12 protein-coding genes are annotated in these 14,850 nt (G+C 64.5%); 1 reads left to right on the plus strand and 11 read right to left on the minus strand.

The genetic code is table 11. The annotated features are described in order from the left end of the window. Positions 1-182: 182 nt before the first annotated feature. From MGMSRV2_RS08435 to MGMSRV2_RS08470, 8 genes are all read right to left on the minus strand, one after another. The gene (locus MGMSRV2_RS08435; RefSeq protein ID WP_024079923.1) at positions 183-677 is read right to left on the minus strand and encodes a hypothetical protein; all 495 of its coding nucleotides are present in this window, start codon (positions 675-677) and stop codon (positions 183-185) included. 6 nt (positions 678-683) lie between these two features. Beyond that, positions 684-2,732, minus strand: coding sequence for a protein kinase family protein (locus MGMSRV2_RS08440; protein ID WP_024079924.1), 2,049 nt, complete (start codon positions 2,730-2,732; stop codon positions 684-686). Between the two features lie 85 nt (positions 2,733-2,817). Next, a complete protein-coding gene (locus tag MGMSRV2_RS08445; RefSeq protein WP_024079925.1) occupies positions 2,818-4,107 on the minus strand; it encodes an adenylosuccinate synthase in 1,290 nt (429 codons plus the stop codon). A 12-nt stretch (positions 4,108-4,119) separates the two neighbouring features. Then, a complete protein-coding gene (locus MGMSRV2_RS08450) occupies positions 4,120-5,250 on the minus strand; it encodes an ATP phosphoribosyltransferase regulatory subunit (RefSeq protein WP_024079926.1) in 1,131 nt (376 codons plus the stop codon). A 113-nt stretch (positions 5,251-5,363) separates the two neighbouring features. Continuing rightward, on the minus strand, positions 5,364-6,752 hold the full coding sequence (locus MGMSRV2_RS08455; RefSeq protein ID WP_024079927.1) for a methyl-accepting chemotaxis protein: 1,389 nt from the start codon (positions 6,750-6,752) through the stop codon (positions 5,364-5,366). Between the two features lie 191 nt (positions 6,753-6,943). Then, on the minus strand, positions 6,944-8,521 hold the full coding sequence (gene serA / locus MGMSRV2_RS08460) for a phosphoglycerate dehydrogenase (RefSeq protein ID WP_024079928.1): 1,578 nt from the start codon (positions 8,519-8,521) through the stop codon (positions 6,944-6,946). Positions 8,522-8,549: 28 nt separating this feature from the next. Then, positions 8,550-9,722 (minus strand): phosphoserine transaminase, encoded by a 1,173-nt coding sequence (locus tag MGMSRV2_RS08465; RefSeq protein ID WP_024079929.1) that lies wholly within the window; start codon positions 9,720-9,722, stop codon positions 8,550-8,552. Positions 9,723-9,788: 66 nt separating this feature from the next. Next, positions 9,789-11,642 carry an SLC13 family permease gene (locus MGMSRV2_RS08470; RefSeq protein WP_024079930.1) on the minus strand — a complete coding sequence of 618 codons (1,854 nt, stop codon included), beginning with the start codon at positions 11,640-11,642 and terminating at the stop codon, positions 9,789-9,791. 140 nt (positions 11,643-11,782) lie between these two features. Here MGMSRV2_RS08470 and MGMSRV2_RS08475 point away from each other — a divergent pair, with 140 nt between their 5' ends. After that, positions 11,783-12,538: a YkgJ family cysteine cluster protein gene (locus tag MGMSRV2_RS08475; protein ID WP_024079931.1), complete on the plus strand. Its 756-nt coding sequence runs from the start codon at positions 11,783-11,785 to the stop codon at positions 12,536-12,538. Here MGMSRV2_RS08475 and MGMSRV2_RS08480 read toward each other — a convergent pair. From MGMSRV2_RS08480 to thiD, 3 genes are read right to left on the minus strand one after another with little or no spacing between them, the layout of a single operon-like run. Then, positions 12,516-13,304: a PhzF family phenazine biosynthesis protein gene (locus tag MGMSRV2_RS08480; RefSeq protein ID WP_024079932.1), complete on the minus strand. Its 789-nt coding sequence runs from the start codon at positions 13,302-13,304 to the stop codon at positions 12,516-12,518. The two genes, MGMSRV2_RS08475 and MGMSRV2_RS08480, sit on opposite strands and share 23 nt — an antisense overlap. A gap of 14 nt (positions 13,305-13,318) precedes the next feature. After that, a complete protein-coding gene (locus MGMSRV2_RS08485) occupies positions 13,319-14,041 on the minus strand; it encodes a glycosyltransferase family 25 protein (protein WP_041633534.1) in 723 nt (240 codons plus the stop codon). A gap of 5 nt (positions 14,042-14,046) precedes the next feature. Next, a complete protein-coding gene (gene thiD, locus MGMSRV2_RS08490; protein ID WP_024079934.1) occupies positions 14,047-14,850 on the minus strand; it encodes a bifunctional hydroxymethylpyrimidine kinase/phosphomethylpyrimidine kinase in 804 nt (267 codons plus the stop codon).

The following is a 14,850-nucleotide window of genomic DNA, read 5'->3' on the forward strand; positions in this document are numbered from 1 at the left end:
GGCTTCAAAGTGGAACGACTGGAAGGCGGCATCGAAGTCGGGCGGCATTCCGCCTTGGGATATAAAAGCCCATGCCGCTTCGAAGCCGAAGCCGCATAAACCGTGAAACACTCTCCACTCTTCCCGGGCAAGTCCATCAGCCTGCTTTATGGTCTGATCAGCATGGCGGCCCCGGGCTGACCTCACCCCTTCTTGGTGACTTCCGGCCCCCATTCCTCGATCAGGCGCTTTTGCGCCGATTTCAAAGCGGAGACGCGGCGGTCGGTGGTGAAGGCCAGCCAGCTTTTGACGATGGGCGGGGTGGCCATGTACAGCACCCAACCGATGGCCGAGGCACCATAGGCCCATAACAGGACACTGGCATCCGACAGCATGTTGAAGGCCTCGTCCAGAGTGTGGACGCCAAACCACAGATCGAACAGATAAGGGATGATGCCGGCGAAGTTCAGCCCGCCCACGCACAGCCAAGCGTATTTGTGCTTACCCTTTTCCCCGGCCCAGGCACCCAAAGTGGGCAAGCCGCAGAAGAACAGCACGGTCACCGTGGGCAGCGAAAACGGAATCAGCGCCGCCAAAATCATCAAGACGACGATCTTGTTGGCACCGCCGCCGCCACCGCCCTTCTTGGCTTTGGCCGCTGCCTGTGCCTGTTTTACCGCCGATGCCTTTTTCGCCATGGCCGCCTACCAGACCCTGAGGATGACGACGATGGTGGTAGTGATCATGGCGATCAGGATGCCGATCACCGCCGCTGCCTGACGCCCGGCCCGGTCGCCTTCGTCGTGGCGCTCATCGATATCTGTCTGCACCCGTTTGATCTCGTCCTCGGCCGCCTGATACTGGGCCTGGGCCCAGGCGAATTCGTTGTGGTCCTTTTCCCGGGCTTCCTGATTTTCCAACAGGTTGTAGATTTCGACGACGGAGCCGCGACGGATGATCTTGGGCAGTTCCTTTTCCAATTCCTTGCGCCTGTCGCGGGAATGGAAGGCGCCGACCACCGGCCCGGCCAGGGCGCCGCACCATGCCGCCAGACCGGGCAGGGATTCCGGCCCCAGCCGGTACTGAAACACCGCATACATGTTGAGCAAGGCCACCAACGACTTGGACGGCTCGGGATCGTTGAGGCCGGTCAGATTGCGGTCGATATCGCTGCGCGCCCGTGCCCCCATGAAAGCGGCGATATGACGATCCACCGGCGGCTGCTTGGAATCGCTGCGCTTGGCGGCGGCGGCGTTGAGGGCGGGCAGCAATTCCTTCAACTCGACCACGTAATCCTCGCCCAAGAGCGGGCTTTGGCAGGGCAGCGCGTCGTTGAGTTCATAAAGACAGCGTTCCAGACCGAACCCCATGCCGGTCTGCGATAGATAATTCTTCAACTCGCGGAAATTGCCTTCCATCAGCGAATTGTCGGGCAGATAGGAATGCCGGGCCTCGAACCACAGGCGCGGCACTTCGCGCAGGATGATTTCCACCAGCAACCGGGTGTCGCCCTTTTGTGCCATCACCGCCGCCAGGGCCGAGCCGAAGCCGTCGGGCATGGCGTTGAAGCCCTTGTAGCGGATCGGCGCGGTGGGGTCCAAGATGTTCAACACCTTGCACAGCATCAGATCCGAGGCCGAGCGCTTGTCGCCCGACCCGGTAAGCGCCATGCGCACCACATCGGACACCACCTGGGCGCGGTCCTTGTCCTCGACGGCACGGCGCAGCCATAATTCCAGCTTGCCTTCCAAGATCGGCGGAATGGCCGCTTCCCAGTTCTTGGCCATGGCCTGGGACAGTTCACGGCAGTTGAAATATTCCTTGCCGTTGAAGGGAAAGCCACGCGCCGCGCGCTTTTCCACCCGCTGCTGCAATGGCGACAGACGGCGACCCGACAGCCACAAATCCAGCGCCTCGATATTCCAGCGCTGGTCAGGGTCGTCGCACAGAAGACCACGCAGCAATTCCACCAAGGCCAACGGCAACCGCTCGTCACCGACCAAGGTGGCGTAGGAGCCTTGCTGGATTTTCATCTTCAGCAAGGTGTCCTCGTCCATGTGGGCGACTGGATTGCGGCCCAGATAGACGAAGATGATGGTGACGCCCAGGGCATAAAGATCGTCGGAATAGGTGCCCGAACCGCGTGCCACCGGATTGGCCATGCCGGCCTCGACGCTTTCAAACACCAAGGGCTGGTCGAAGGCCGGCGGCGTCGACACGCAATCGCCCAGGGCCAGACGCTCGCCGGCGTCGTCCATGTAGAACAGATTGGTGGCGCGGATGGCGCGGTGGGTGATGCCGCGGTTGGTCAGTTCTTTGATCGCCGCCATCAACGGCTCGATCACCTTGCGCCCGATATCGTATTCGTCGATACGGCGGAATTCCTGGCGCAGGCTGGTCATCATCCGCTTGCCGATGGGACGTTCGTAGACCACGGTCATGCACTGGCGGCCCAAGGGCGGCCAGTTCATTGCCCCCCATTCCACCAACTGCACCAGACCGGGGGCCTGTAACCCCTTCAGCGCCCGCATGACATTGACGCGGGGCGGCAGTTCCGGCCGGCAGATCAGGGCATAAAGCTGACGATTGGCATCGCGCTTGTCCTCGGCGACGAAGGCCTCGGCATTAGGCGTCGACAGTTCGGGAATGGGCTGGTTGGAACGGATGGTATAACGTTCGCGCAGCACGCCGGGCGGCCCGGCGACTGCCACGCTTTCCTGTACACCCTCATTCGCCTCGGCGGCTTCCGCCATTCTCGCGTCCGTCCCTGTCAGCTTTGCTGCCCGCGCCACCGACCTTTGTAAGGGTCTCGGGGCGCGGGCTCAAGCGTCATCACGGTCAGGAGGCGAAAGGATCCGTGACCAAGATGGTGTCTTCACGCTCGGGGCTGGTGGACAGCATGGATACCGGCGCCTCGATCAATTCCTCGATGCGGCGGATATACTTGATGGCGGTTGCCGGCAGATCGACCCACGACCGCGCCCCACGGGTGGACTGGGTCCAGCCTTCGATGGTCTCGTAGATGGGCTCGACCTCGGCCTGGGCGCTTTGCGACGCCGGCAGATGGTTGATGATCTCGCCCTTGTAGCGGTAGGCGGTGCAGATCTTCAGTTCCTCAATGCCATCGAGCACGTCGAGCTTGGTCAGGGCGATACCGTTGACACCGCCGACCTTGATGGCTTGGCGCACCAGAACCGCGTCGAACCAGCCGCACCGGCGGCGGCGGCCGGTGACGGTGCCGAATTCATGGCCGCGATCACCGATCAGGTGACCGATATCGTTGTCCTGCTCGGTCGGAAACGGACCGGCGCCGACACGGGTGGTGTAGGCCTTGCAGATGCCCAGCACATAGCCGACCTGACCGGGGCCGACGCCCGAGCCGGTACCGGCATTGCCCGACACCGTCGACGACGAGGTGACGAAGGGATAGGTGCCGTGATCGACGTCGAGCATGGCGCCTTGGGCGCCCTCGAACAGCACGCGCTTCCGGGTGTGACGGATTTCGTCCAGACGCTGCCACACCACATCGGCGAAAGGCAGAATCTTCGGCGCCACGTCCTTGATCTGGCGCAGCACCTCTTGGCCGTCCAGCGGCTTGGCGCCCAAACCGGCCAGCAGCGCGTTGTGGTGGGCCAACAGCTTGTCCAGCTTGGCTTCCAGCACGGCATTGTCGGCCAGATCGCAGACGCGGATGGCGCGACGACCGACGCGATCCTCATAGGCCGGGCCGATGCCGCGACCGGTGGTGCCGATCTTGGCCGAGCCCGAGGCCTCCTCGCGCGCGCGGTCCAGATGACCGTGCAGCGGCAGGATCAAGCAGGCGTTTTCGGCGATCTTCAACACGTCGGGGGTGATGTTGACACCCTGGTCCTGGATACGCTTGATCTCATCGAGCAGCGCCCACGGATCGACGACGACGCCGTTGCCGATGATCGACAGCTTGCCGCGCACCACGCCCGAAGGCAGCAGCGACAGCTTGTAGGTCACGCCATTGATGACCAGGGTATGGCCGGCATTGTGCCCGCCCTGGAAACGCACCACCACGTCGGCCCGCTCGGACAGCCAGTCGACGACCTTGCCCTTGCCCTCGTCGCCCCACTGGGCGCCGACCACCGCAACATTCGCCATCTTACGAAATCCCTATTCCACAGACTTTATGCCATCGGCCAGCAAGACGTGGCCGCATCCCAAACGCTTTGCCTCGGCGGCATTATCAGCCACCGGCGCCAATCCCGCCACCGTAATCCAGCCTTGGGCGCGCAGTGCCTGGGCCAGCGCGCGCGGGGCGCCGGCGGGCACGAAGGTGCGCTTGGCCGTCACCGGGCCGGGCAAGGCCGCCAGCACGGTATCGAGGAACAAGGTGGCGCCGGTGGCCGGCTCATTGCCGCCGGCCAGATAGCGCCCACCGCGCCCCAATTCGCCGGAAATGTTCTGGGCGAACAAGGTGAAGGAAATGCCGGTATGGTATTCAAAACCGCGATTTTCCACCGGGTCGATGGTCAGGGTCACGTCCGGCGCCGCGTGTTCGATCAACGCCACCACCTTGGCCAGACGGTCACGCTCCGCCGCCGCCTGGGCCGGCAGATCCAGACCGTTCAGAATATCAAGCGCCCGCTCCGCCGGGCCGGCGGCCTTCAGCAAGGCCGACAGCAACGGCGCCGCCACACCGCCCAAAGCCAGCACGGCGGCGGCGTCCTTGTGGTCGAGCGAGCTGCGCAAGGATTCGTCGGCAACGTCGAGCCCGGCCAGAATGGCGGGCACCAGGGTGGGCAGCGACAGGTCGACAGAGACACCGGGGACGCCCAGGGCGACCAGGGCCTCGGCGGCCAGGATGGCCACTTCGGCGTCGGCCTCGGGGCAATCGGCACCGATCAGTTCGATACCGGCCTGACCGAACTGACGCTCAGGCCGCAACTGGCTGCCCTTCACCCGCAGCACCTGACCGGCATAGGACAGACGCAGCGGACGCGGCATTCCGGCCAGACGGGTGCGGGCGATGCGAGCCACCTGCGGCGTCATGTCGGCGCGCAGCGCCATCATCCGTTGGGTCACCGGGTCCATGACACGGAAACATTGCTTGACCATGGCGGCACCGGCACCGTCCAGCAGCGTATCCTCGAACTCGATCAGCGGCGGCTTGACCCGGTCGTACCCTTGGGCGGCAAAATGGGCGGTGACGCGGCTGACCACGTCCGCCTCGTATTCGGCATCCAGGGGAAGAATGTCACGCAGGCCGTTGGGCAGCAGCGCGCTTTTGGCGAAGTCATTCATGGAATTCGGCAAATCGCATGGTGGCGGAAACCCGTGACCGTTTCCAGCCACGGGGACTGCCCGGTTTATCGCGTTTGAACGATAGGGGCAAACGGAAAACCGTCAAGGCCCGGTTAGAACTTGCCGCGACGGCCCAGATCGTCCAGCGCCTGCATTACCCCTTGCGACGCCTGGGCGGCCAATTGCACGCATTCCAGGGCACCGTCGATGTCGCCGGCCTGATAAAGCCGCGCCGCCTCGATGCCATGCTGGTGCACCAGACGATGCGGGCCTTCCAAGGCGGTGAAGGCCGGGTGGTTGCGGATGGACGGGTCGTCGACCTTGGCGCACCACTTGCCCAAACGACACTGGGTGTGGTCGGACAATTCCTCGGGGCGCAGGGTTTCACGGCCCACCAGCATGTCGGCCAACCGCTTGCGCCAGATCATATGATCGGACTTGGCCACGTGGATGGTCAGGTCCTCGATTTCCAGGGTCGCCATGTCGGCCAGGGTGCGGGCGATGACCTTGGAGGCCTTGTCCATTTCCTCGGCCACCTGCCCGATGGTGGCGACGTTGCGGCCCGACATCTCGGCGATGATGCCGACGCCATGCGACACCTCTTCCGACGCCGCCTTCTGCTGGGTCAGGATCGAGGCGATGCCCTGCATGCGGGCCGTGACCCCGGCCACCTGGGCCGAAACCTGGCGCATGTTGTCGCCGCTGCTGCGAATCACCTGGCTGCCATCATCGACGGCGCGGACACCATCTTCCATGGTGATGACGATTTCCGACATTTCCTGGCGCAGAGTTTCAATGCGCGAGCGGATGTCGATGGTCGCCTTGGCTGTCTGGTTGGCCAAATGCTTGACCTCGTTGGCGACGACGGCGAAACCCTTGCCGGCCTCGCCGGCGCGGGCCGCCTCGATGGTGGCATTCAGGGCCAACAGGTTGGTTTGCCGGGCGATAGCCTCGATCTGGTTGGCGATGTCGCCGATCTGGGCCGAGGCCTGGCCCAGGCTTTCCACCTTGGTGACGGCGGCGTTCACCGCATTGGCGATGGATTGCATGCTGTCCACCGCCTGATCGGCGGCCCGCTGCCCGGCCAGGGCGGTGATTTCGGCGGCCTGGGCATCGGTGGCGGCGCCGTTGGAATTCTCGGCGATCTGGCCGACGCTGGTCACCAATTGCTCGGCTGCCGCGGCGATGGTCTGGCTGCGGCGGTCGGCCTCGCTCACGGCGCGCATCATGCCGGCGGTTTCGGTTACCGCCTCGTTGATGGAAATGGACATTTCCACGTTGCGCTTCAACTCATTCAAGGCCCGTGCCTCGAGTTGGCAAGCCATTTCCTTGATCTTCTTGCCGACACTGCACTGCCCCTCGGGCACCGAGTGGTAACGCCCGGCCAGGATCATATCCAGCATCTCGTCGATCAGCGCCAGCCGTTCCGCGGTCAACACCTCGTCCGGGCGGGTCTGGGTGACGACGGCTTGCTGTTGCGGCTTGTTGCGGGCAGAGAACATGGCTTTTCCTTCGGGATGGGCGCGCTCAATGATCGATCAATATCAATACAAAAGTTCACAAATTGATAATTTACGCAAACTTTAGGATGAGGCCTATACTCCTTAGGACGTAATTTAAGCAAGCACTATCCGCCACGAAAAAAGCCCTTCCCGTTGCCGGGAAGGGCTTTGCCTGCAAATGCGGGGGCGGATCAGAAATTCAGGGCCTTGGCCTGAACCACATGGGGCAACGCCTTCACCTCGTCCAGGATGGCATCGGTCAAGGGCTGATCCACCTGGGTCAGCAAGATGGCGTCGCCGCCAGCTTCCGACCGGCCCAGATGGAAAGTGGCGATATTGACCCCCCTGGCCCCCAGCAGACTGCCCAGGGCGCCGATGAAGCCGGGCTTGTCCTGGTTGGTGACATACAGCATGTGGCTGCCCAGTTCCGCCTCGATGGGAATACCCTTGATGGCGACCACGCGCGGCTTGTCGCCGCCGAACAGGGTGCCGGCCACTTCGCGGGTGCGTTGCTCGGTGGTGACGATGACCCGCAGCAAGGTGTTGTAATCGCCCTTGCGCTCACAGGTCACCTCGGACACCTCAATGCCGCGGGCCTTGGCCACCAGGGGGGCGTTGACCATGTTGACCGACACCATCATCGGCCTGAGCAGGCTTTCCAGCACGATGGCGGTGAGCGGCTTGGTGTTGAGACCGGCCACGTGACCTTCGTATTCGATCCGGACCGCCTTGATGGCGTGCTCGGTCAATTGCCCGGCGAAGCTGCCCAACTGGCCGGCCAGCTTCATGTAGGGCTTGAGCTTGGGCGCGTCCTCGGCCGATACCGGCACCATGTTGAGGGCGTTGGCGACGATGCCCGACAGCAGGAAGTCGGACATCTGCTCGGCCACCTGCAAGGCCTGGTTTTCCTGGGCCTCGGCGGTGGAGGCGCCCAGGTGCGGGGTACACACCACCTGCTCCAGCCCGAACAGGCAGTTTTCGGTGGCCGGTTCGGTCTGATAGACGTCAAGCGCCGCCCCCGCCACCTTGCCCGAGACGATGGCGGCGCGCAAATCGGCTTCGTTGATCAAGCCGCCGCGAGCGCAGTTGATGATGCGCACGCCATCCTTCATCAGGGCGATGGAATCGGTGCAGATCAGATTACGGGTGGCTTCGGTCAGGGGCGTGTGCAGGCTGATGAAATCGGCCCGGGCGAACAGGGTCGGCAGATCGACCTTTTCGATGCACATGTCCTTGGCCCGCTCTTCCGACAAGAAGGGGTCGAAGGCGACCACGCGCATGTTCAGGCCCAAGGCGCGGTCGGCGACGACGGCACCGATATTGCCGCTGCCGATGATGCCCAGGGTCTTGCCGGTCAGCTCGACCCCCATGAAGCGGGATTTCTCCCACTTGCCCAGATGGGTCGAGGCATTGGCGGCGGGGATTTGCCGGGCCAGGGAAAACATCAGGGCGATGGCGTGTTCGGCGGTGGTCACCGAATTGCCGAACGGCGTGTTCATCACCACCACCCCTTGGTCGGTGGCGGCGGCCAGATCGATGTTCTCGGTGCCGATACCGGCGCGACCGATCACCTTCAGGCGGGTGGCGGCGGCCAGCAAGTCGGCGCTGACCTTGGTGCCGGAACGCACCGCCAAACCGTCGTACCCGCCGATGATCGCCTTCAACTCGTCGGTGGACAGGCCGGGACGCACGTCCACTTCGATGCCGCGCAGGATGAAGGCCTGCTGGGCAGCCTGGCTGAACCTGTCGCTAATCAAAACCTTGGGCATGACGGCACTTCCCTTTGAACGAACGGCTTTAAATACTGGCGAATTCGGCTTGGACCTGGGCGAAAGCCCAGTCCAGCCAAGGCAGCAGGGCGTGGATATCGGCCAGTTCCACCGTCGCCCCGGCCCAGATGCGCAGGCCAGCGGGGGCATCGCGGTACGAGCCGAGATCATAGCCCACCCCCTCCTTGTCCAACAACGACACCATTTTCTTGGCGAAAGCGGCGCGGTCCTCGGCGGACAGGCGGGTGAAACACCCGTGCTTGAGCGTCAGACACACCGAAGTGGTCGAGCGCAAGGCCGGATCGGCGGCCAGATTGACCGCCCAATCGGAGGAATCCAGCCACGACTGGATGGCGGCCAGATTGGCATCGCAGCGCGCCACCAGCGCCGGCAGGCCGCCGATGCTTTCGGCCCAGCGCAGGGCGTCGATCTGGTCTTCCACCGCCAACATGGACGGCGTGTTGATGGTGTCGCCGACAAAAATGCCTTCGATCAGCTTGCCGCCCGAGGTCAGACGGAAAATCTTGGGCAACGGCCAGGGCGGCGTATAGCTTTCCAGCCGCTCGACCGCACGCGGGCTCAACACCAGCATGCCATGCGCACCCTCGCCGCCCAGCACCTTCTGCCACGACCACGTGACCACATCCAGCTTGTGCCACGGCAGGTCCATGGCGAAGACGGCACTGGTGGCGTCGCAGATGGTCAGACCCTTGCGGTCGTCAGCGATCCAGTCACCGCCCGGCACCCGCACGCCGGCGGTGGTGCCGTTCCAGGTGAACACCACGTCGCGGTCGAAATCGGCCTGTGTCAGATCGGGCAAGTGGCCATAGGGGGCGGTGAACACCCGCAGATCGTCCAGCTTCAACTGCTTGGTCACGTCGGCGACCCAGGTGTCGCCGAAGGTCTCCCACGCGAACATGTCGACACCGCGCGCCCCCAACAGCGACCACAGCGCCATCTCCACCGCACCGGTATCCGACGCCGGCACGATACCCAGGCGCCAGCCCTTGGGCAGGCCCAGCATCTCGGTGCTGCGGGTAATCACCTCTTGCAGCTTGGCCTTGCCGATTTTGGCGCGGTGCGAGCGCCCGAACGGGGCATCGGACAGGCATTCCACCGACCAGCCGGGGCGTTTGGCGCAGGGACCGGAAGAGAAATTGGGATTGAGGGGCCGAACCGGGGGCCGCGCCGATTGTGACATGTCGAAAAGAATCCTTGGCTGGCGACAGGGGCGGAGTTTAGCAGGGCGCCCCACGCAGGCAAGACTTTACAATCCCCACACCACCTTGGCGCCGATGGCGAAGGCTGCCCACAGCAAAAGCGTCAGCGGCAGCCCGGCCTTGACGTAATCGACGAAACGGTAATGCCCCGGCCCCATGACCAGCAGATTGGTCTGATAACCGATGGGGGTGGCGAAGGAACAATTGGAGGCGATGATGACGGCGATGGCGAACAGATGCGGCTCGACCCCCAATTGCCGCGCCAGCCCAATGGCGATGGGCGTGAACAAAACGGCAGTGGCGTTGTTGGACAGCACATTGGTGACGGCGGCGACCAGACCGAAGAATGCCACCATGGCCGTCCATGGCCCCACATCCCCCATCACCGACAGCAACAGCTTGGCGAGAAAACCGGCGGCACCGGTGGCCTCCATCGCCTCGCCCAGGGCCAGGGCGTTGCCGACCAGCAACACCACCTTGGCATCGATGGCGCCGATAGCCTGACGCGAGGTCAAGGCCCCCAGAGCGACCAGGGCGACCGCCACGGCGATGGCCGACACGGCGATGGGCAGCACGCCGGTGGCCGACAACCCCAGCATGGCCAGAAACAAAATCCCGGCCGTCTTGGCGTGATGGACACGCGGCAACAATCCGGCACTGCCGGAGATCACCACCAGATCGCGATCCTGGCGCAGGGTTTCCACATCCTTGTCGCGGCCCATCAGCAACAAGACGTCACCGGCTTGCAGGCGCAGGCCGGCGGTGGGACCGCGCATCATCCGCGCCCGCCGCTCCAGCCCCAGCACCACCAGATTGTGATAGCGGTTGAGCCCCAATTGCTCGACCGAGAAACCGGTGAAGCGCGAGGTCGGCGGCACCATGGCCTCGACCAGCACCTGCTCGACCATGGAGACCGGCGGGCGCGGGTTGGGCTGGTCCTCGTCGTCATCGTCGTGAATTTCCGGCACCGACAACAGACCGGGGAAGCGCGCCGCCGTCTCGGTCAGCGCCTTGCGCGAGCCGGCCACCATCAGCACGTCGCCGGCGGCCAAGACCACGTCGTCATAGGGCGGAAACACCGATTCGCCATTGCGCACGATCAGATGCACGGTGATGTCGGGCAATTGACGGAAGGTGCCGGCCTGGGCCTGGGCGCCGTCCAGGGCCGAACCGGCGGCGACCACGCATTGCGACACGAATTGCTTGCCGGCACCGCTGCCCATCAGGCTGCCGCCCTGCCCCTTGGGCAGCAGATGCGGCATGACGAAGATCAGATAGACGAAGCCGATAGAGGCCACCCACACGCCCATGGGGGTCTGCTGAAAGAAATCCAGCCCCGGCACGCCCTGGGAAATCAACGCCGACGACACCAGCAGATTGGTGGACGAGCCGATCAGGGTGGTCATGCCGCCCAAGATGGCGGCAAAGGACAAGGGCATCATCAATTGCGACGACGACTGGCCGGCGCGCATGGCCAAGGCCTGGAACACCGGCAAAAACATCACCACCACGGGCGTGTCGTTGATGAAGGCGCTGGTCACCGTCACCACCGCCAGGGCCAAGGCCGCCAGCACCCGCGGCGACAGCCGCAGATGGCCGACGCCGTCGGCCAGACGGTCGAGGGCGCCGGTGCGGTTGAGGCCCTCGGCCACCACCAGAAGCGCCATCACCGTCAACAGGGCGGGATTGCCGAAACCGGACAGCAACACGTCGGGCGACAGCAGGTTGCGGCCATCGGCGCCCAACACTGGCAACAGGTGGAAGGCCACCATCATTACCGACAACAGGCCGATGGACACCACCTCGACCGGGATGCGTTCCCAGATGTACAGGCCCAGGGCCAGCACCAACAGGCCCAAAGTCACCAACATCTGTGGGGTCACCGCCAATTCACCCAGCACCGGCCCCTCCGTTTCGTCAGCTCGCGGATAGCAGCAATACCACCGCCAGATATTCACAACAATATATATGTAAGTTACATATATACAACACTATCATCTCGTATTTTGAAGCTCTTGTCCTATCCTGCTACACTTGCCGCATGAGCCGAAACACTTTCGACCCCATGGCGGCCTTGCGCGGCCAATCCCAGCCCATACCGCCGCCACCTTTGGAACAGGCCGCCTTCGATGCCGCCCACAGCGCCGTGGTCCAAGCCCTGCCCCAGGGGGTGGAAGCGATGATGGACGCGGCGGTCAAAACCTGGCAGCGGGCCGACCGTATTTTCGACGCCATCCGCGCCACCCCAGCCTTTGCCCTGGGCACGGCCCCGGCCGCCTGCCGGCGCGGTTGCGGCTGGTGCTGCCATCAAAAAGTCGGCGCCGCCGCCATCGAGGTTCTGGCCATCGCCCGTGCCTTGGCCGACCGCCCACAGCAACGGGCCATGCTGGCCGGTTGGCACCCCGGCCTGCCCTGCGCCTTCCTGCAAGACGGCGCCTGCGCCATCTACGACATCCGCCCGCTGAAATGCCGGTCCTTGTGGCATGTGGACGTACGCCATTGCATGGCCAAATATGCCGGGCTGCCGGTGATGGGCGCCCAGGCCAACCCAGCCTTCCAGAGCGAACCCAAGATGGTCTATGAAGGGGCGCTGAAAGGCTTGGCCCTGCCCCTGATCAAGGCCGGGCACGATTGTCCGGGGCTGGAACTGATGCCGGCCCTGCAAGCCATTATCGACCGCCCCGAGGCGGCGCAGGACTGGTGGGCGGGCCACAGCCCGTTTCCGCCCGAGACGGTGGTGGACTGGTTCCCCAAGCCGAAAGCCAAGCAAAAGACTAAATCTCGGCCTCGCCGTTGACATAGCCGATGACCGTGCCGGCGATGGCCACCCGGTCGCCCCGCATTTCCACCCGCAAGATGCCGCCACGCGCCGACAGCTGACGGGCGACCAGCGCGTTCTTGCCCAGACGCTTGGCCCAGAACGGCGTCAGCACGCAATGGGCCGAGCCGGTCACCGGGTCTTCGATCACCCCCTTGCGCGGGGCGAAGAAGCGCGAGACGAAATCGCAATCGCTGCCCGGATCAGCCGGGGCGGTGACCATCACCGCCCATTTGGACAAGCCGGCGATGCCCGCCATGTCGGGCACCAGCGTGCGCACCGCATCGGCACTGTCGAGCACGCACAGCAGATGGTCGGCGGTGGTCAAAACCTCGCGCACCGGCTTGGCCAGGATACGGTCGATGCCATCGGGGAACACCGCCGAGCGCGGCGGCTTGGCGGGAAAGTCCAGCACCAGGGTATCGCCGTCGCGGACCACCGGCAGATCACCGCTTTTCGAGGCGAACACCAGCCGCTCCGCCGGCTCCACCTGATTGAGCACCACCCAGCCAGCGGCCAGGGTGGCATGACCGCACAGATCGACCTCGACCTTGGGGGTGAACCAGCGGATGTGCCAGCCCGTCTCCTCGCGCACCAGGAAGGCGGTTTCCGACAGATTGTTTTCCGCCGCCACCTGCTGCATCACCGCGTCTTCGGGCCAGTGCGGCAACACCATCACCGCCGCCGGATTACCGGCGAAACGCCGCTCGGCAAAGGCATCCACCTGCCAGAATCTGGCTTTCATCAGCGCCTCTCCTTTTATCCCGGAGCCAAGTCCGAATCACCATTAGGCCCCGCCGCTACCGGCGGAAAACAGGCCAAGGCCCGCACGCTGCCGCGTTGCAGCGCGGCATTAACCATAGCGTCCACCGCGCAGCTTTGCACGGTCCGCCCCTGCTGGAACAAAGCGACGCTTTGTCGTCGCAGCGGAAAACACTCGGCCAGCAATTTTGCCGCCCCCGTCGGCGACAGCGCATAAGCCAGCAAGCCCCAGATCAGATAGGTCCGGTGCAGATGCGGCGGCGGAACCGGTGGGGCCTGATGGGCGAAATGGTCGAAATAGCCCGGCTGGCCATGGGCGGTATTGCCATAGGTGACATAGGCGAACAGACGGTCGGGCAGTTCCAGCACCACCGCCGCATCGGCGTTGCAGCCCAGGAAGACCATGTCGCTTTCCGCCAAGGCGGCGGCCAGCGTGGCCTCGGCCCCATGACGCAGGCAGCAATCATCCTCGAAAATCAGGCGGGGCTGGCCACTGTCGACGCAGGCCAGCCATTGGCGGCGATGGGATAACGCCGTGGCGATCTCGGCATCGCTGGCGTCGATGTCGGCACCGACCACAGCCCGGTCGGCGCGATCGACCTGATCGGGCTCGACCGCGTCGTGCCACACCCAGTGGACGGCATGACCGCCATTCCAATCAAGAAAGCGTGCCTTGCGGTCAGCCCGCCGCCGCAGATTGATGACGTGGCCGGACAGCACTGTGCCTACCATTCATAGGGGGCGATGGCATGCAGATGGTTCAGCGGCCCGTGACCGTGGCCCAGGCCGGGCGCGGTTTCGATGGAACGGCGGACGAAGACGCGGGCGCGGGTAACCGCTTGCTCCAGGTCCAATCCCTGGGCGATGCCGCAGGCGATGGCGGACGCCATGGTGCAACCGGTGCCATGGGTCGAGGCGGTGGCGATACGGCGACCGGCAAAGCGGGTCAGGCCGCTGGGTCGGGCCAGAACGTCGACCAGATCGTCGCCCTCCAGATGACCGCCCTTCAACAGCACGGCGCCACAGCCTAAGGACAGCAGATCAAGGGCGGCCCGGTCCATGTCGGCGATGCCGGCGATGGGGCGGTCCAGCAGCACCTCGGCTTCGGGAATGTTGGGGGTGATGATGGCGGCCCGACGGACCAAAAGCGCGATCAGGGCGCGGGCGGCATCGTCGGCCAACAGCGGCGCGCCGCCCTTGGCCACCATCACCGGATCGACCACCAGGGGAATATCTCTGCCGTGACTGTCCAGGCTGGCGGCCACCGCCTCGATGATGGAAACGCTGGCCAGCATGCCGGTCTTGATGCAATCGGCGCCGATATCGTCGAGCACCAATTCCATCTGCTGGCGGACAAAGGCCGGCGGCACCGGGTGGATACCGAACACGCCTTGGGTGTTCTGCGCCGTCAGCGCGGTGATGGCGGTGGCGGCGAAGCCGCCCAGGGCGCTGACCGCCTTGATGTCGGCCTGGATACCGGCGCCACCGCCGGAATCGGAACCGGCGACGATCAGAACCCGCCCAAGCAT

The organism is Magnetospirillum gryphiswaldense MSR-1 v2 (assembly GCF_000513295.1).
GTDB lineage: Bacteria > Pseudomonadota > Alphaproteobacteria > Rhodospirillales > Magnetospirillaceae > Magnetospirillum > Magnetospirillum gryphiswaldense.